Below are 19,917 nucleotides of genomic sequence, written 5' to 3'. Positions count from 1 at the left end.
CATCGGGGTCGCCGATGGCGAAGCCGACTCATAACTCGCCAATCGCGGCGGCGATATCGTGGATCCGTGTGAGCAGGACCGACGGCTCCTCACTCAGATCCACGGCGTGGCAGTGAATGGTCACACCCGATCCACGAACGACATGCGTCCGCTCAGGTTCATTGCCTTTGGCATAGATGAGGTGTCCGCGGGGCAGTTCGAGTGCTGTGCAGTACGCCAGCATCTGGTACAAGTCGGCATCGGGGAACCCGTCAGGACGCTCTGCCTTGTATTTGGCATCGATGACCGCACGCACCTGCCGTCCGGCGCCAAACCAGACCAGGTCGGGCCGCATCGCGACCCGATCGGCCTCATCGAGGTGGAGGCGATGCTGTGTGGCAAAGTGCCCGCTCAGTGCTTCGGAGAGAGCCGTGCAGACAAAATCCTCGAAGACTCGCCACATGTCGAACATGAATCCGGTGACCACGAGATCGCCGGACCGCTGCTCGAAGGACTGCGCGGAGAGAACGATCTCCGCCAGGTGAAGTGCGTCGTGATAGCGCGTGTTGAGTCGGGTGGCGTGCCATGCGGGCAGCGAACCGCGGGCCGGCCCCGACACCTCGGCCATTGCCAAATGCATGCGCTGCAGTCGCTGACGTGCAGATGTCGAGATGCCGGGAACCGCGAGCATCCGCAGGGTCGCTGCGAGGAGTAGCTGGTTTTCTGTGATGTCGCTTGTGAAGTCGTCATATTCCACGGCGAGAGGGATCGGGAGCCCGAATCGACGAGTCACCTGCTCGCCGACGAGCATCCGGCCACGCACCACCGGAAGTGTGTCGGCGACGGTCCGGTAGCCCTGCAACAATCCTTGCTCAGTAGCACGGGAGGCGAGCCGTGAGAACGCCTCTGCGAGTGCTGGGAGCAAGTCGTCGGCCTTCGTGAGGTGAACGCGATCATCGCCCCACAGGTCACGGTGCACGCTGTAGCCGAGTAAGAATATGAGCCGATTGAGGTCGGTGATCTTGGGCCGCACGACGACCTCCAGCTCGCCGACCGACACGGCGCCGATCTTCCTGCCGGCAGAGACTTCGTACCAGTGCGTCTCCAGGGTCGGGACCACCTCGACGATGTTCAGGTTTCGCAGTGCCTCGTACTCGGCGATCGTGAGGCGGGTAAGCTCAGGCCCCGCTCCTTCAGTCAGCGTCAGTGTCGGGCGTGTCATCGTCTTGCTCGATGTCGGGCACGGTCGACTGCTTGGTCTGCACACGTCTCCTGACGGCGGCCAGTCCGTAGCGGGAGCGGACATCAATGGTGCGGTCACCATAGTGGAACTCTTCAAGAAGCGGGAGAATGGCTGTGCGCCAGACACGTTCGAGGCCACCACGTGCATACACGGCGTCTCGCATCAGGTACGACGGCCCGATCTTGAAGTCCTCGTCATCGATCAGAAAGTTGAGTTCGTCGAGCAGATCGGCTACCTCGGCGGGTCGATCGGTGGAACGGAGCCAGCTGCGAAGGATTTCGTTTGTCGGGGATTCGGACGGATGCAGGGGCAAGAACGCGAAGCGACGGCGCATCGCGGCATCGACGAGGGCGATGGACCGATCCGCGGTATTCATCGTGCCAAGCAGAACAACGTTGCGCGGCAACATGAATGCGGCTGACGAGTCGGTGCCGTACAGAAGCCTGATGCTCTCGTTACGGTATTCGAGCAGGAAGTACAGTTCCCCGAAGATCTTGGCCAGGTTCCCGCGGTTGATCTCGTCGATGATCAGCACGTAGGTCGCGTGCGGGTTGTCGACGGCACGGCCCACGAGGGTGCGCAAGGGCCCGGGGCGTAGCTCGAAGCCGACCTGACCGTTGGACTGCTGTGCCGGCCGGTAGCCCTCGAAGAAGTCCTCATAGGAATAGGTGGGATGGAACTGTACGATCTCGACGTTCGAGTCACCGGCGAGATATCGGGCAAGTTCCTTGGCGAGATACGTCTTGCCGGTGCCGGGAGGACCGTAGAAGATGAGCTGCGGCCGATCTCGTAAGAGATCGACACACTCCTGCAGCCACTCCTGCGGCACATGTAACCGTTCGGCCAGATTCGCATCGGCATCGGGAATGTTCAGGCCCTCGGCCGGCGTCACACTCGGAGTGTGGCCCATCAGTTCCCGGATCGTGTCGATCTGCCCGGTCATGTCGACGACGTCGCTCTGCAGGTTCAGCCGGGAGATGATCGCCGACGGAAGGTCTTCGGTCGGTATCGCCCGTGTCTCCCATTTGACGGGCCGACGAAGATTCGAACGGCCATCGCTGCTCTTGGTGTACTCGGCATCACCGGTGACCGTTCCGAAGTACACATCCCCCTTGCTGACGGTGACGATGAGATCGCCGGGGTGCATGCGAGCAAGGAAGGCATAGAACTCATCGGATTTGACCTGGGTGACCGTGTACCCGGACGCACGATAGTCCTGTTCGACGAACTTCTGCAGTTCGTCGCTGGTCACGTCCTGATCGACAGGCCGTAGAAATTTCGCGGCCAGTGAGACCGTGCCCTTTGTCCGCCAGATCGGCACCATGTCGACGCCTGCGACGTTGGACCCGTAGACACGCCAGGCATGCTGCACCTGATCGGTGGGCGCAGGTGCGTCATCAGTGGCGGATCTCCATCCGTCCCAAGGCGGTTGGTAATAGTCGACCGGTCCGCCTTGCTCGGCCATGATCGCCTCGTTGATGTCGTGCAGATCGGCATCGACGTCATCTGGCTCGCGGCCCAGGTATTCGGGGGCAAAGGCATCGCGGATGGCGGCCCGATCGGCGGCGGACACGATCGGCAGAAAGAACCGAGGGAAGGCCAGATAAAGCAAGGCTTGACGCTGTGCCGGTTCGGCCGGTCCTGGTGACGCCCGCACCGCGTCTCGGAAGGACAAGGGATCGTTGAGGGCGGTGGTGCGGTCTTGGGAGGCGAGAGTGTGGAAGTAGCGCGCGAACTCGATCAGGAACGCGATCTGTGCCCAACGCCGATTCATGAACGCTCGGCCACCGCGGAAGATGCGTCCGTCGAGCGCTTCGGCGACATCACCTGGTAGAGCGACGGGTGGCGAGCACCAGCCCAAGATGCGTTCGATGTGGCCGACCTTGGTACTGCCGAGGTAGTCGTAGAGCGGCAGGATGTTGAGGGTGAATACCTCCGCGAACAATTGGATCGCGTCGGACGACGCGTCGCCGAGTTGCTGTTCGAGCTTGACGAAGAAGTCCCCAGAACCTGTGTCGGGACGATCAATGAATTTTTCTTTGAGCTCGTCGAGATTGGCTGCGGACCAGATGGCGTCGCCGGGGGAGAACAGCGAGTCTCCGCCTGCGACTCCAGCCTCGATCAGGCGCCGGCCGACCTGTTCGACCGCGTGAGCGCCGGGCCGGTTCATCGAGAGATATTCGGGTGTCTCTTCAATGGAATCGGGCACGGTGCTCCTTCTGTCGTCGACGACGCCGGGTCACTGGCAGGCGAATAGAGCGGAGTCGTGGTGATGAATGGCGGTCCACGCAGTGCGGATGTGGTCGTCGGTGAACATGCGGCGCTTACGCGGGCTCCATTCGTGAACCAGGGATACGGTGCGCTGCCAGTCCTCCGCCGCGGCAGCATCCGACGCCATCACCCAGTGAACAGACGCGAGCAGCTCCATCCCATACATCGATTCGAAGCCGTCGATCAGGTCGAGCACTTGCTCGACACGCGCTGTGGTGGCCGGCTCGCGTTCCAAGACAGCGGTGGCCTCCACAACGGCGTCGGGTATTGCACGGATCGGTTCGGCATCAAGCACTCTTGCCGAGCCGTCCCCATACCCGACGAGGAAGTGCTTCTCCACTCGATCCAAAACTTGGCGAAGATTGCCTGCATAGGGGCCATACAGATGCTTCACGTAGTTGAGTCGTAGGGGCTCTCCGAGTGTTTGCAAGAAGTACATGAGCTTCTGGACTTCGATAGGCGTCGCGCCGAGTGCAACACCGGTGTACCGGTCGATGAGGCTCACGAGCGCGGCACGTCCAACAGTCATCGTCGGTCTCGGTGTCGCATTCACGATCTGGTCTGCGCGGGGTGCTGCGGCCGGAGCGTACACGCGAGCGTCGACCTCAGGAACGGCCTGGAAGGCGTCCCTGATCAGGGGTTCAACCTCAGACCAGTCGAGTCCGCCGTTACCGCAACCGAGTGGAGGGACGGCGATCGACGCGATGTGGTGTTCACGGATGACGTTGATCAAGTCGTCGAGACCTGACCGAATGTCAGCCAGCTGTGAAGGATTGCGCCAGTGGGCCTTGGTCGGAAAGTTGATGATGAAGCGCGGGCCACCCAGCGCGCCGGTTTCCCACACGTGCATATGGCCGAGTTGGACCTCGCCCGCTTTACAGGCCTTTGCGTACGCGGTGAACATCTCCGGGTAGGCGCGACGGAACTGCAGTGCGATGCCCTTGCCCATCACGCCTACGGTGTTGACCGTGTTGACCAGGGCATCGACGCCTGCATGCAGCAGATCGCCGGAAGCATTGGTCAGCATCACGGACTCCATAGGTCAAAAATAGGCGTTGGGTACGACAGTCACAGGTGGATGAGGCTTCTCCATCCTATCGAGGATCTGCAGGACCTGGTGTTCTCTCCTCGTGTCGTACACGGCGATGCCGGTGAATGCTTCCCAGGGCACATGCCGGTGGACGAGGCATTCGGCCATCCGGCGTTCTACGCGATCCGGGTCGTCAGGGGTGCCCGCCCAGTATCTGGCGGCAATGACGTCCCAGTCGACGAGGCTGTCGAGATCATCGATGTCGTCGGAGAAAGCGGTCACCGCCAGCACCGCGTTGCGGTCGGAGAAGACCAGCCTCAGCCCTTGATCGTTCAGCACCTCGATTGACGTCATCAGATAGATCAGATCGTGGCTGTCGCCGGTGAACGACGGAACGTTGCCGCGATTAATTGAGAAAAGCATCGGGCTACGCGAGCGGAAGTAGAACGGAACGTAGTCAGCGACTACGCCACCGGGACCGGCATCGACCGTCCGCCGTGAGCGGCGCTCCTTGATTCGCGGTTCGCCGGCCTCGTGCGTCAAGTATCCGGTCGACCGTGCCACGGTATCCGCGACCAGACCGTGCTCGACGATCGCCGGCAAGTGCTCGATATGCGTGAAGTGGCACACCGCAGTCGGTCTCGGGCGAGGCACTGCGGTCAGCAGCTTGCCATCCGGTCAAAAGCTTCGAGGATCAATCGTTTGGTGCGGTACTCGCCGAAGTCGGCCTCGTCCTTGCGTTTGACGATCGGGAAGGTGTCCATGATGTAGTCGACGTCGTCTCGTTCGATGCCGTACAGATGGAAGAAGGCAGCGTCGAGTTCGGCGCGGATAGTGATCCGTCGACTCAGATCCCATTCGTAGGGTGCATCGGCACATCCGCATTCGGCCGCCCACGTAGCCAGCTTCTCATCGGTTGCTGACAGTCGAACACACTGTGCCACAACCCATGCGAACGTACCACCTATACCGAGGTCAAGATCTTCAGCAGCTTGCCTCGTTACGGTAGGCAATTGCTCAAACGTGCCCTGTGGTACCGACGGCTGTGTCAGAAATTGACGAAGAGTGTAGTCGAAGCAAAACGAATTATATTGCGCACAAAGGAAAGCCAACGACTCGGCTGACGGCCCGGCGGACAGGATCCATCCGTACGAGGATGCACCCCACGGTAGCACTGCGGCGATGCACGTCCGCTCATCGGTGTTCCGAGCAACTCTTCGGAATCCGAGCATCGCCGACTGCGTTCCCCAGGATCTGCGTTCGTGGCGCTGTTCTGTGAGGCCGGGGCTGATCCAGTAGCGAGGCAGAACGACGGCAGAACTGCTGTGGTTGTGGTTCGGTGCAATGTCGGTGTCGCCGATCCCCACGAAGGATGCAGACCGGTGGTCGTAGATGTTGCCCATTTTGCCTTCGTACAGGGGCAGGACGGTATCGAGTTCTGTGGTCATGTGGCGACCTCCTGCTGGTTTGAGTCAACCCCGGTGGGGGACTGGTAAGGCCGACCGGTCGCTTCTGCTTCGGTCATGGCGTCATAGATCTCGAGGATGAGGCGCTTGGTGCGGTACTCGCCGAACTCGGCCTCGTCCTTGCGTTTGACGATCGGGAAGGTGTTCATGATGTAGTCGACGTCGTATCGTTCGATGCCGTACAGATGGAAGCACGCGGCATCGAGCTCTGCGCGGAGAGCTCGTCGGTGATCGTCGCGCCCCGCGGTGCCAGCCTGCAGCCTGAGACTGGCGGAAGTAATCGACGTCGATAGGCGTGTTGATTCAGTGACCTGGTTTGGAGCAGGCGCCGGTAGTTGCTTCAGGTAGAAGTACGTCATGGATGTGCCTCCGACCTTCTGGCGCGCTATGTAGTCGAAGGCGAAGGATGACCAAAGCCCTGCAAGCTTATCGGTGTGAGGTGTGAATGCAAGCGGTAGTTTGTGATTCACTGCGGTCCTTGGGAAAGCGGAAGCAATCATCGTCCGTTCGTCGGTACTACGACAGATGTCGCGCCACCCGAGTAGGGAGTCGTCGTCCCAACGTCCCTTGAGTCGTTCGTCGACAAGTTTCTCGGCCACCCAATACCGCGGCATGACGACGAACGTTGAGTCGGCCTTCTCCTCTGCCGTGACGAGGCGCGTGGTGCCGTCGGGTTCGTAAGTGGCCCAGCGGTAATCAAAGTGATGGATCATCTTGGCCTCGTAGAGGGGGAGCATCCGCTCTCGCCGTGAGTTCGGGGGGGGGGGGGGGGGCTGCTTCTCGAAGACATTGCCGTTGAGCACCCAGCCGTCGGCTTCGAGTTGCTCACGGGTGTGGAACAGATGCGAGTCGTTCGACATGTCGAACATCCGCATGAAGCTGATGCCCCAGGGATTCCCGTTGACCGGGTCGTTCTCGTTGATCAGAACAGGCACGCGCTTGTAGATGCCCAGGGTGATCTCGGCGTCGCGACGAGACCGGAAGATCGGGCAGGTGCCCGTGTTCGGGTTGAGTAGCTTGATCTCCTCTGGCGACAGCGAATAGACCGTTCCGGGGCGTTGCAGATCCGTGGTGTTATCAATTCGGAAAGCGAACACTCCCTCCGGCTCGCGATATGTCCGTCCGGCGAGCGTCAGAAGGCAGAAGGGGTTGCGGTCGTCAGTCCCGGGAAACACTCTCCTGATCTCGCGGAAGCTGTACAGACTCGCGATCGCTGCGGATGTGACCAGATCCTTGAAGAAATATTGCGTGGTCGCATCGGTGGCGATCCCGGTCGGCAGGATCACGCCGAGCCGGCCGTTGCCGGCGAGCAGGTTTCGATCGGTCTCCGCGAACACCGCATAGGTGTTGATGTCGCCACGACCGGTCAACGGGTACCGCTCAGAATTCCGAAGCAGATGGGAGATTCCCTCAGAACGGCGCTTTTCGGCACTGAACGCCCGATACAGGCCCGGATTGTTCTCGGCCAGGCGGGCGATCAGCCGTTTGCGGGCCGCAGCATTCGGGGCTGTAGCGATCTCGGGATCGCGGGCTGCGAAGAACTCCTGCTCCTGCAGTTTCACCCGTTCCCACGGCGGATTGCCCAGCACCGCGGAGAAACCGCCCGCCCAACCGGTCGCATCGTTCACCGTGTCACCGGTTTCGGCGACGGTCGGGAAGATCTGTGGGAACTCCAGATGCCAATGGAAGAACCGGTATTCGGACGAGAGTCGCTGCACCTCTGCCGCCTGGTCGGCGTCGAGCTCTCCGGTTCCTTCCTGTAGCGCGGTGATGGTGGCATACGTGATCGGCTTGGGCGCATCGGGTTTCAGCGGCCAGACGAATGCCGCGCACCAGGCGTCAGCGATCAAGCGCAGTCGACGGTAGTCGTCGGAATCAGTGAATGCCCTCAGCCGCTGCCGCTGGGCGTGCACGTCAGCAAGTGACAACGGCTGACGGCCGATGATGTCCCGCATCTTTTCCGCGAGACCGGCATTGGCGATGCTCTCTCCGAGTTCGAACAAGCTGCCCTGGTTCTTCCGTTCGGCCTTGTTCGCCCGTGTGGTCTCGGTGGCGATCTGGGCGACGTCGCCCTCGATCGGTTTGAAGGCGGCATCCGGCAAGCCGTCGTCCAGCAGCTTCGGGGTGGTGCCGATCAGCGCGTTGCCCACCTTGATCTGCGCGTCCAGATACGTCAGCGGACGGCCTGGTTCCAGCGCCTCCATCCACAGCGACACCTTGGCCAGCTCTGCGGCCAGGGGGTTCACGTCGACGCCGTAGATGCAGTTCGCCACCACCTCACGCATCGCAGCACGGACCTGCGTCGGCGCCGGCTCAGGGTCACCGGTCTGGATGGCCGCGACGCGCTTGGCGATCCGGCGCGCGGCGCCGACCAGGAAATGGCCGCTGCCACAAGCGGGGTCGCAGACCGTCACCGAGAGCAGCGCTTGAACCTGCCCGTCTGCGGTGGTGGAGGATTTGACGGCGTCGTCGAGTACCGGATCAAGCGCGGTGTCGAGCAGCGACTCGACCAGTGAACTCGGGGTGTAGTAGGAGCCGGTGTCCTTGCGCTGATTTCCGCCCGCGATGTCGAGGGTGTACAGCTTGGTCGCCGGATCCCACTGCGGCACGAACTCCAGCAGCGCCTCGTAGATGCTGCCGAGTTCTTCGGCGCCCAGATTGCGATAGTCCACCACGCGCATGACACCGGACTTGGGTTCGCGCACCAATGACAGAGAGCGGACCGCACTCAGCAGAGCCTCATTCGACAACTCGTGATCGACGAGAAAGTCCAGCTCGCCGGCCTCGAAGAGTCCGCCGATCCCCGGTAACGCCAGGTCCGGCAGGCCTTCCTCACTGCCGAGTCCTCGCCACACGAGGGTCAGCGCCTTCCAGCGGTCGCCGTAGCGGCCGCCGCGCCGTCTGCGTGCCGTGGCGCGAAGTCGGCTGGTGGAGAAGAAGTCTCGATACCGCTGCCGTGACGTCGGCCGCGCATCGGGGTCGAGCAGGGCATCACGGTCTTCGGCCACAAATGTGAACAGCAGCCGATACACCACCCGCAGCAGGGCGTGGTTCAGGTCGTCGAGGCTGATCCGTTGAGCCGTCACATCGTCGCGAAGCTCGGCATTGGCCGGATGGCCCAGGAATCCCGCGCCGAGGGTGCGAAGCGCATCCACCACACCGTCGCGCAGCAGATTCAGTGCGCGGGAACCAGATTCGACAGATTCGGTTCGCCATCGTTCCAGCCGGCAGGACGCGGGCCCGACATCCGAGTCCCGGATCTCCAGCCGGGATTCGTGGCAGAGCGTGTAGAGCAGCAGGAAGTCCGAGAAGAGGTCGCCGTCGAAGATGGTCTCGAGGTCGAATTCGATGTACGCGGCGCCGACCAGGGAGGTGGAGTCCCGAAGCAGCCGCAGCACTTGGCCGTTCGACAAGATTGCCCACAGATGATCGTCGCTGTGGTTGAGCAGCTCTTGGACCATCGACTGCGGAGACGAGCCGGCGGCGCCCGCAAGCCCTCTCGTCCGTGAATCCAGCGAGGTGCCCCATCCGAGCAGATGCATCGGTACCGCACCCCACTCGTGTGAGACCGGGAAGCTTCGGTCGCCGACCGCGATCCCTCCCTTGCCGGTCGTCGGCACCTGGCCGAAGTCGAGTTGCTTGAGCAGGATCAACAGGAAGCGTTCCCGGGTGAGGCCGGTGGTCGAGGCGTTCTCGGGCAGCTGCGCCAGCGCGTCACGATAACCGGTCCACACACCGCGCAAGTAGGCCCACACCCGGTTGGCGGCGGCGCTGACCGTCTCACCGGCGGCAAGATGATAGTCCTTGGGCTGCAGAGTGTTTCCGGAGGGCGCCAGTCCACTGGCGAGCTGCGAGGGAAGATCGGCAGGTAGTAGACCACCCTGGATTCGCACTCCGAGAAAGGTGTCGCCGATCGGCTGACGTGTGGTCACAGTGCATCCTCCGCAAGCGATGGGACGAAGACGAAGACGCCGAGAACGTCGGCACCTTCTTCGGGTGTCACCTTGAGGCCTCGAACCATCTCAGATGACGCCTGGCGCACTCGGCGGTGTGCGGCCAACAACTGCTCTGCCATCTCCACACCGCGAGAATCGAAATGGCCGCGGACGTCGCCGAGACCGGCGAGCGCACGCGAGATGAACTTCTCTGCTTGCTGTGCGGGGATGTTGCCGCTCGGCGTCGCGGAGAGCAGGGCTGCGGCGCGGTCGTCGTCGAGCCAGCGCGCTTGATCGGGTGCGCCCTCGAATGCCAGAGTGGCGACATCTTCGGCGATCAGTTCGCGGGTACCCGACCGGGACGGAAGTCGGAGGTGGAAACGATAGCGCGCAACCAGAAGTGTTGTCCTGGTGGGCACCGCGCCGGTCCGCACCACAGCGCAACGACGCGCCGGGCGCTTTGCCGGATCCATCTCGGAGTCGAGAGCCGACTCCAGCACATACGAGGCGATGGCCTCGACGGTCGCGTCGGTACGGGTGAGTACCGACTGGCCCCGGCGAACCGGCAGATCATTCGCGAAGAGCAACGGGTCGGTGCGATCGGATGGAAGTGCATCCCGAAGTTCGAGCGGCAACGGGAACAAGGTGGCGGTGAAACCGTTCTCGGCCGGGCTGATCGTCGAATTCAATGCGCGCAGAGTGTGGTCCACACAGTCACGCACCTGCTTGGGCGTACCTAGTGCGCGGCGCGCAGCCGAGACTTCCGCAGAGACCTCTTCCGGCTTGATGGCGTGCTGGGCGTACTTCGTCTGCGCGAGACGCTCGCGCTCGGCAGTGGACTCCCATTCTTGGTACAGCGACTCTTGTCTCTGCTGGACGCCGAGATCAAGAGAGAGCTGCTCTGCGTCGTGGCCGCGCAGCAGCAGGCCTTCCATGAGAGCCTCGACCACTGCGGAGTTGTTGTCGGGCACTGGGACCGACACGCCGGTCGCCTTGCGGATGGCCTCGTGTTTGCGGAGGAGGACCTCGAGCACGATGCCGTCGATCTGATTGTCGCGACCGTACAGCGTGACGGCGCGCACCTGGCCGGCCTGTTGGCCGAAGCGGTCGACCCGGCCTTCGCGCTGCTCGTGACGTGTCGGGTTCCAGGCCAGGTCGTAATGCACGACGGCCTGGAAACTCTCCTGCAGGTTCACGCCTTCGGACAGGCAGTCGGTGGCGACGAGGACGTGGCGTCCCTCCGCAGCCGTCAGATCATCGATCCGGGCGATACGTTCGGCCGGCGGGAGCGCGCCCGTCACCGCGCGGACAGTGACATTCTTGCCGAGCGTGCGATCGAGGCGTTCGGCGACGTACTCGGCGGTATCGATGAACCGGCAGAACACAATCGGATCGCAGCCCTCGGCCAGAAGTGACTTCACCTCCTTGGTCAGCGCGGTGACCTTCGCATCGGCCGTGCCTTCGAGTTTCACCGCGGTGGCGAGGAAGCCGCGCAGTTTTCGTGCGGTGGCATCGGGTTGCAGATCGCCGGTGTCGGCGCCGGGTGTGGTGTCGGCGGCTTCGATTGACTCGTCGTCGGCCTGGTCAAGGACAACCGCCCGGCCGATGGCATCGGCTTCGTGGGGAGAGTCCGCGGCGGCCGACGCCGCGCGGGTGCGCAGTGTCTGCGCGGCGGCGCGAGGCGACGATGCCAATGCGCGGAGCAAGGCCAACGCCGACCACCAGTTGACGCGCTTGGTCAGTTCACCGCTGTCGGTGCGCACCGTTTCGCGGGCGTAGTCGAGCACCTTGTCGAAGAGGGCTCGATATTCGGGAGAGAGCGTGTACGAGATCTCTTTGGTCAGGCGATCTTTCGGAAACGGCGTGTCCTCGTCGAGATAGCGCCGGATGTCACCGCGACGCCGCTGCACGAAGTGTTTGGCGAGCAGCTCTCGACCCTTGGCCTGTTCGAGATCGACGGTCTCGAGTACCGGATCGAGCAATCCGAGCAGATTCCGGAACGCTTCTTCTTTTCCTGAATGAGGGGTAGCGCTGGCGAAGACCATGTGGCGTGATGCGTCCGCGGAGAGATCACGGATCAGTTCATACCGCTGGGTGCGTCCGGTTGTGTTCTGGCCGGCGGCTGCGACGCATGTATGGACCTCGTCGACGATCACCAGATCCGGGCAGGTGCGCAGGAACTCGTGCCTGCGGCGGGCGTTCTTGATGAAATCGGTGGACACCACGGTGATCGGATACCGTTCGAAGATAGATTCGGCACCGACACGACCGCGCTCCAGGCGGCGCACCGTCGACGGGAGCACCAATTCGGCCTCCAGACCGAACTTCTCGCGGAGCTCGGACTGCCACTGCTCGGCAAGAGCCGGGCTGCACAGCACCGCGAGTCCCCGCGCGTCGCCGACGGCGAGTAATTCGGCGGCGATCAGGCCGGCCTCCACGGTCTTGCCGATGCCCACATCGTCGGCGATCAGAAGACGTACGGTCTCCTGGCGTAACGCCATCATCAACGGCACCAGCTGATAGGCACGCGGTTGCACCGCGATCGAGGCCAGTGAGCGGAAAGGCCCTGCGGTGGAACGAAAACCGATCCGCAGCGCATCGGTGAGCAGCTGAGCGCTGAAATGATCGCCCAGGTCGTTCAGTTCCGGAGGTGGAAAGGTGGCCGGTGTGACCCCTTCGCTCAACAGCACTCCGGCGATGTCGTCGTCGAGGCCGCCGATCGGTCGCAACACCAGAAAATCGGGGGTGCTCTCGGGGAGAACCACCCATTCCCGGCCACGCGCGGTCACCAGATTGCCAGGGGCGAAAGCCATCGTCGTCTACTTCCTTCCGGTGCCGAACGCATAGGTGTGCGCGCGAAGCATCGCGAGCCAGTCGTCGCCATCTTTCAACCGAAGGGTGGCCCAGCCGCGATCCATCAGTTCGTCCTCGGCGGCGTCATCGCGGCCCGGGAGAGGTTCGTCACCGTCCGGATCGACGAAAACCGCTGTGATCGTGTCATTTCCACGGAAAACGAAGTCCACCGATGCGCTGCCTACGATCTCGTGAACCCCGTCCGGCAATGCAAAGTCGTGCTCGGCGATCAGGTCGATCAGCGCGCGTTCAAGGTCGCTGCGGCATTGCCGCCGCAGGTCCTCGATGTCGTTGGGGCTGCTGGTCTTGGTGGCCGCCTGGGGAGCAGTGTGGGCACGGGTCAATTCGAGCAACAGCTCTCGGATCGCGTGCCGGTCGATGCGTTGGTGATCCGACTGGTTCCCGTAGGCGAGCAGGCATTCGTAACAGCCTTTCTCGCAGCGTGGGCTGCCGGGGCGATCCTGACTCCGGTCGGTTCCGTCAGGCGCGAAGTGCGCGATGTCGAGTGCACGGCGGGCGACTCGCGCAATCGCATCCGACTCGCCATGTAGACGGCGCAGCACCCCGGCGCCGCCTTCAGCGGACTCGGTGAACAGCATCCGGGCGCGGTCCGCGTGGTCGGGCAAGGCTTCACTGGACAGCTCGGAGTCCTCGAGCTGGAACTCCGCCTCGATTCCGCGTTCGAGGGCGTATCGCAGCGTCGTGGCGATCGCGTCATCGACTGGGCTGATGAGTCTCAGCACCGCGATGTTGCGTGTGTCGTCGACGAAGGGAATCACCTTCTGCTTGGCCACCGTGTCGGCTGCGTCCTGGAGGTCACCCTCGTCGGGAGTCGCATCCACAGCGTCCTTCTCGCTCAGCCAGTTACCCTGGACAGTATCGAGCCAGTAGCCGAGGTCGTTGGGATTCTTTCGGCGGCGCCGTCCCAGATTGGTGACGCGGACGATGGCGGTGTCGCCATACGTGAGCTCTGCCAACGACTTTCCGTCGAATTCGATGCGCGCGTCGAGCCGTCCGGAGCGTGGGCCGTGCTGGCTGAACCGGTAAGAGGTCTCCAGTTCGAAGCCGGCTCGACGCCGCTCTTCCTCATCCGATGAGATCCGTTCTCGGCGGCGAGTGAAGACCGTCTGCATCCGCATCAGGTTGTTGCGGGGACTGGCCAGCGTTGCCGAGCAGTTCTCGCAGACATCGAGACCCGCCTGACGGGTGTGATGGTAGCCGCACTCGTCGCATCGCCGAGCGTCTTGCAGGTCGACTGTTCCGATCCCGCCGGACGCCATCGGAACCTGTACGCGAGTGACTTCGTAGCGGGCGCCTTCGTGATAGATCAGGGCGCCGGGGCCGAATTCGCCGATCGCCAGGAATCGAGGGCGTTGCAGATAGTCGCCTCCGTCCAGGCCCGCAGCCGAACTGCGGATACCGGGAATGTAGGCGGCGAGTGGCAGCCGGGGGAAGCTGTAGCCGGGCAGGAAGCCTTCCGACGCGAAATAGCGGTAGCTGTAGAAATCCGCGTGACCCCTGTCGGAGTCCTCATTTCGCAACAACCGCAACTGGTTCTCCGCCTGATGCCGTCGCGATTCCGCGGCCTTACGGGCCTTGGCCGAAGCCGAAGTGTCCAGAATAATGCGGTTCTGCTCCTGTTGATCGGCCAGCGCCGCTTGGTACAACTCCCGCCAGCGATCGCAGGCGGCGTCGAATCTTTCTGGAGCAGAGGCGATCACAGAGGCAACCCATTGTTCGTTCCACCAGGCCGTGGTCTGCAACTCATCGCGCAACGGTGCGATGACGACTTCGGCCCGGGCGGTGGCACGCGCGATCGCATCGGGATCGGTGAGTTGCTCGGCCAGGCCGGTGACCAGTGGCATTCCGGGTACGTCCACGTTCATCAACATCGGCAGACGCGAATGCAGATCGGCTCCCGTCTCGACAAGCCACAGCGCGTGCAGGTGAGACGCCAGCAATGATTCGTTGGTGAGGTCCAGGCGTGGCGCGGCGACCGATCCCGCGACCATGTCACGGGAGCGCCGGAAATAGTATTGGTCGTGCGCGTTGCCGGTGGCGCAGTACGTCACCACCAGCGCCGGCTGGCCGGATCGACCGGCACGACCTGAGCGCTGCGCATAGTTCGCGGGAGTGGGTGGCACGTTGCGTAGGCCCACCGCATTGAGGCTGGCGATGTCCACGCCGAGCTCCATCGTAGGTGAGCAGAACAGCAGTGGCAGAGTACCTTTCCTGAAATCTTCCTCGCGGTCAGAGCGGTCCGCACTGGACACCTGCGCCGTGTGTTCGCGTGCGAACTGGTCGACCAGGGTTCCGGCCCGGTCACGGTAGAGATCCTGGAAGAAAGGATTGACCCGGAGCCCTTGTTCGGCGTCAGCGGTCCGGCGCAGGGGATCGGGTGCTCCGGTCTCCCCGTTACCCTTCCGCCAGATGACGGCCGATGCTTTCAGCCGATAGTAGGGTTCCGCCTCTCCGGGAAGGCGGATGGTGGTCAGCAGGCCGGCTCGTTGCAGAGTCCGGAGGATGTCTTCGATGACCTGTTGCGTATCGGCGACGTCGAGCGGCTGCCCGTCGCGGTTGCGGAGGCTGCTCCGATCCTTGAGATAGCGACCGAGCGAGGAACGGCCCGTCATGCGCGCTTCCGCGCGCGGACGTCCAGGTGCTCCGGTACGTGTGGTCACGCTCGCCACAATCGGCGACGAGTCTCGGCGCGTCACGGACCAGAGGCCGGTCAGATGCTGTTCGGACTGACGGCGGAGGCGGTCGAAGCCGTCCTCGGAGAGACACTCCACATCGACTGCGAGGTCGCGGCGGAACTCATCGAGCACGATGCGGCACAGTTCTTCTCGATACCCGGCCACGGCGTCTTGAAGGGCGACGTGTGAACTGCTCCAGAGTTCGGCGTCGGCAGCGATCTCGGGGAGAGAGTCATAGGCGATCTGGAGCAGACCTGTCTGCTCCAGATTGGGCATCGTCACCCGCCATCCGCGTTGCAGATCGGCGTACAGTCGGAACTCGATGAATTCCTTGAAGGCGCGTTCCGCCGAGGCGCGTGCGCCGTACTTCGCCTCAGGATTGGCGGCGAATGCCTCGAATGGCAGTCCCAACGCCGCCACCACATGCTGCGCGACATCGTCGTGGCGCAATTCGCTTTGTTCCAAGGCCCGGTACAGCGCGCCACGTAACTGGGTCACTTGGATGAAGTCGTTGAAGTGGCCCGCTTGCAGGCTCGCGTCCTGGCGATTGTCGACGAACGTCAGCAGTTTCCGAGCGTCGGAGGGCAGCTCTTCGGGCGGGAGTTGTTTGAGCGAGCGGACGATCGACGAGCTGACGACCGACACCGCTGAACTGCGGCCTTCGGCATCCAGGGTGGCGAGCTTCGCAAAGTCGCTACCACGCGCCTGCTCGTAGGACACCTTGCAGCGCAAGCAGAACCGGAACGGTGACGGCACATAGGTTGCGTGCAGCTCGCCTGGTGCCTCGACTCCGTCCGAACCGATGCGGATGTTGCGTGGCTGGTGCCTGCGGAGTCGTTCGACAATCTGGCCGTCAACGACCCACGAGTCGGGGAAACGGCCGTCGGTGAGGGGGTCGATCGGCCACGGTTGCTCGGTCGAGATGTAGAGATAGCCGCTGGCGTCGTCGCCACCGCTGGCGTCACGGTCACGACGCGGAACGTAGCGAATGGTGCCGTGGTCGTCGATTCGGGCAACGACGAGATATTCCTGGCCGCATTCCCGGCAGAAGGCGAGGGGAATGAGGATCTTGGCTGGGCTGCCGGGCACCGCAACCTGGTAACTGGAGGTGACGTGCCGATCTTCCTCTGGCTCGATCGAGACGTAGATGGTGTCACCCTTGGCGAGGAACTGGTGCAGGCGGAACGCGAAGAGCGGTCGATTGGTTTCGGGATGCCGTGCGGCTGATCCGGCGAGAAGGGTTGCGCGGATGGCCTCTTCGCATACGTAGACGGCGCAGCCGGTGAGAGCTCGCAGTCGCGCAGCGGCGTCGCGAACTTGTGTGGGCTGCTGGCGGATGATCCGTCCGGTCTCTGCCTCCATGGCCAATCCGAAGGTCGACTCGATCCATGTGGCAAGTGGTGAGACGGCGAGCTGGTGATAATCGCCAGAGGCTCCACCCGACCGAACTTCGGAGGTGAGGCCGGCTGTGTCGGTAGGGTCTCCCGACGTCGCGCGATCCAGGGTTTCACCGATGACTCGATCGGGCGTGACCTCGGCGCCGAAGATTTGCGTCGCCACGCCGGCAACAACGGCGCGCTGCTCGGCTGCTGTACCGGCACTTGCCATCGTCGCTGAGGTGCCTACGCACTGGAGGTCCGCCGATTGGCAGGCATCACGGACCCGGCGCACCAGCATCGCCACATCGGCGCCTTGCCGTCCGCGGTAGGTGTGGAGTTCGTCGAGTACGAGGAACTGCAGGCCCTGTGCGGCTCGGACCAGACGTTTCCGCTCTTCGGGGCGGGTCAGCACGAGGTCGAGCATGACGTAGTTCGTCAGCAGGATGTCCGGTGGGTTGCGCAGGATTCGGCTGCGCTCATCGTCGCGCTCCTGTCCGGTGTACCGCGCGAAGGTGACAGGTTCGGCTCCCTCTGGATAACCGTGCCGTAGGAACTTCTCCAGCTCGCCCACCTGGCTGTTGGCCAACGCGTTCATCGGGTAGACGATGATCGCTTTCACCCCGCTTGCACGGTCAGCCATTCGCAGAATCCGATCGACGATCGGGATGATGTATGCGAGGGACTTGCCTGAGCCGGTACCGGTGGTGAGCACATACGACTTACCGGATTGAGCCACCTGGACGGCTTCGCGTTGATGTTGATGCAGCGTGATGGTTCGGTCTCCGGTGTCGTCGGGACCGGCCTTCGGGCGGAAGATCCGATCACATTCCGGGTGTAGGAAGCCGTCACCCGTGAGCTTGGTGACGGTCCCTCCGGAGGCGAAGAGAGGATTGAGCGACAGCCACGGTTCGGGAGACTGATCCCCGCGCTGCACCTGTTCCTTGACATGCTGCCGGAGGCGGGGTTCGCGGACGTCGACGGAGGCGGTCGTGAACTGGGTGTAGTCGTCCACCATCCGCCCGTGCACGCTGAAGACGTCCATGCTCCCCTTCCGGTCGGTGGAGCGTATTCACACAATGCCCCGATGTTTCAGATCACAATATCTAGGGATTACGACATATCGACTCCGACATGGCATCGACACAAAAGCGGTCCTGCCCGATGAGTCGGGCAGGACCGCTTTTCGATATGGCGAGTGGCCGAACGGCTTAGGCGTCGATGATGAACGCCTCCAGCTGCTCACGCGCGACGTCGTCGGCGAGCTGCTCCGGCGGGCTCTTCATCAGGTAGGCCGATGCCGGGAGGATCGGGCCGCCGAGGCCGCGGTCCTTGGCGATCTTCGCCGCACGCACGGCGTCGATGATGATGCCTGCCGAGTTGGGGGAGTCCCACACCTCGAGCTTGTACTCCAGGTTGAGCGGCACGTCGCCGAAGGCGCGGCCTTCGAGGCGGACGTAGGCCCACTTGCGGTCGTCGAGCCACTCGACGTGGTCCGACGGGCCGATGTGCACGTTCTTGTCGGAGATCTTGTTGGCCAGCTGGCCCTTCAGGTTCGAGGTCACGGCCTGGGTCTTCGAGACCTTCTTGGACTCCAGACGCTCACGCTCGAGCATGTTCTTGAAGTCCATGTTGCCGCCGACGTTGAGCTGATAGGTGCGGTCGAGGGCGACACCGCGGTCCTCGAACAGCTTCGCCATCACACGGTGGGTGATGGTGGCGCCGACCTGGCTCTTGATGTCGTCACCGACGATGGGCACGCCGGCGTCGGCGAACTTCTTGGCCCACTCCGGGTCGGACGCGATGAACACCGGCAGGGCGTTGACGAACGCGACATTCGCGTCGATCGCGCACTGTGCGTAGAACTTGTCGGCCTGGTCCGAGCCCACCGGCAGGTAGGAGACGAGGACGTCGGCCTGCGAGTCCTTGAGGATCTGCACCACGTCGACACCGTCGCCGTCGGCCTCGGTGATGGTCTCGCGGTAGTACTTGCCGAGACCGTCGAGGGTGTGACCGCGCTGCACCGTGACACCGGTCGGCGGCACGTCGGCGATCTTGATGGTGTTGTTCTCGCTGGCGCCGATCGCGTCGGACAGGTCGAAGCCGACCTTCTTGGCGTCGACGTCGAATGCGGCGACGAACTCGACGTCGCGCACGTGGTACTGGCCGAACTTCACATGCATCAGGCCGGGCACCGTCGAGTTCTCGTCGGCGTCCTTGTAGTACTGCACGCCCTGGACCAAGGATGAGGCGCAGTTTCCTACGCCCACAATGGCCACGCGCACCTTGTTTGGCTCACCCATGGTCGGGTTCTCCTTCTACTCGGGGCATCGCAGAGGATTTCTGCGCCACCGGGGTTCTCTCTTGTTCGGTTTCTTCTTGCACGTCACGGCTCTGCTCTGAGCCCGCAACACGGAAGTCTCGATCGGCGGTGTCCGTCATCGGATCCCGATCGGTCTCGTCGGCGTCGGCATCGGATGCCTCGGCCGCGATCAGCTCGTTGAGCCAGCGCACCTCGCGCTCGCTCGATTCGAGGCTGAGCATGTGCAGCTGCTTGGTGTAGCGGTCGACGGCCCGGTTGGACCGGCCGACGATCTCCCGCAGTCCCTCGCGGCGCTCTTCCACCTGACGGCGACGTCCCTCGAGGATTCGCATCCGCGCCACAGCCGGCGTGCGGCTGAAGAACGCGAGGTGAACGCCGAATCCGTCGTCGGTGTAGTTCTGCGGTCCGGTGTCGGCGACGAGTTCGGCGAACCGTTCGCGGCCGGCATCGGTGAGCTGATAGACGCGGCGTCCACGGCGCACCTTCACCGACGTCGGCGCGGATGCCTCGTCGATCAGGCCGTCTGCCTGCATCCGGCGCAACGTCGGATACAGCGAACCGTAGGAGAAGGCGCGAAACGCGCCGAGCAGTCCGGTCAGACGTTTCCGGAGCTCGTAGCCGTGCATCGGCGCTTCGAGGAGCAATCCGAGAATCGCGAGCTCCAGCATGGTGACTCACTCCTCTCCGATCGATGCGTGTGTCGGCGACACAATTCGAGGGATCGTCGGGCACACTGTCGGACCGA

General features: G+C 63.2%; 10 protein-coding genes. All 10 read right to left on the bottom strand.

Features of this window, described 5'->3' with window-relative positions; translation table 11 throughout:
• Positions 1–28: 28 nt before the first annotated feature.
• Complete coding sequence (locus AAFP35_RS16680; RefSeq protein ID WP_419222755.1) at positions 29–1,201, bottom strand: McrC family protein; 1,173 nt, start codon at positions 1,199–1,201, stop codon at positions 29–31.
• Positions 1,173–3,431, bottom strand: coding sequence for an McrB family protein (locus AAFP35_RS16675; protein ID WP_419222754.1), 2,259 nt, complete (start codon positions 3,429–3,431; stop codon positions 1,173–1,175). Before AAFP35_RS16675 ends, AAFP35_RS16680 begins: the two co-directional genes overlap by 29 nt.
• 30 nt (positions 3,432–3,461) lie before the next feature.
• Complete coding sequence (locus AAFP35_RS16670) at positions 3,462–4,520, bottom strand: macro domain-containing protein (RefSeq protein WP_419222753.1); 1,059 nt, start codon at positions 4,518–4,520, stop codon at positions 3,462–3,464.
• A 15-nt stretch (positions 4,521–4,535) separates the two neighbouring features.
• The gene (locus tag AAFP35_RS16665) at positions 4,536–5,153 is read right to left on the bottom strand and encodes a DUF4433 domain-containing protein (protein ID WP_419222752.1); all 618 of its coding nucleotides are present in this window, start codon (positions 5,151–5,153) and stop codon (positions 4,536–4,538) included.
• 29 nt (positions 5,154–5,182) lie between these two features.
• On the bottom strand, positions 5,183–5,971 hold the full coding sequence (locus AAFP35_RS16660; protein WP_419222751.1) for a hypothetical protein: 789 nt from the start codon (positions 5,969–5,971) through the stop codon (positions 5,183–5,185).
• Positions 5,968–9,531: an Eco57I restriction-modification methylase domain-containing protein gene (locus AAFP35_RS16655; protein ID WP_419222750.1), complete on the bottom strand. Its 3,564-nt coding sequence runs from the start codon at positions 9,529–9,531 to the stop codon at positions 5,968–5,970. The genes AAFP35_RS16660 and AAFP35_RS16655 overlap by 4 nt, the downstream gene beginning before the upstream one ends.
• Positions 9,532–9,917: 386 nt before the next feature.
• Positions 9,918–12,737, bottom strand: a complete 2,820-nt coding sequence (locus tag AAFP35_RS16650) for a helicase-related protein (protein ID WP_419222749.1) — start codon at positions 12,735–12,737, stop codon at positions 9,918–9,920.
• Between the two features lie 6 nt (positions 12,738–12,743).
• Positions 12,744–17,894, bottom strand: a complete 5,151-nt coding sequence (locus tag AAFP35_RS16645) for a DEAD/DEAH box helicase (RefSeq protein ID WP_419222748.1) — start codon at positions 17,892–17,894, stop codon at positions 12,744–12,746.
• A gap of 166 nt (positions 17,895–18,060) precedes the next feature.
• Positions 18,061–19,152 (bottom strand): inositol-3-phosphate synthase, encoded by a 1,092-nt coding sequence (locus AAFP35_RS16640; RefSeq protein ID WP_419222747.1) that lies wholly within the window; start codon positions 19,150–19,152, stop codon positions 18,061–18,063.
• Positions 19,145–19,840, bottom strand: coding sequence for a PadR family transcriptional regulator (locus AAFP35_RS16635; RefSeq protein WP_419222746.1), 696 nt, complete (start codon positions 19,838–19,840; stop codon positions 19,145–19,147). The genes AAFP35_RS16640 and AAFP35_RS16635 overlap by 8 nt, the downstream gene beginning before the upstream one ends.
• Positions 19,841–19,917 lie beyond the last annotated feature (77 nt).

The organism is Gordonia sp. CPCC 206044, from assembly GCF_048537895.1.
In the GTDB taxonomy this organism is placed as follows: domain Bacteria; phylum Actinomycetota; class Actinomycetes; order Mycobacteriales; family Mycobacteriaceae; genus Gordonia.
The sequence above is the reverse complement of the archived record's forward strand: the minus strand, read 5'-3'. Positions and strand labels throughout refer to the sequence as shown.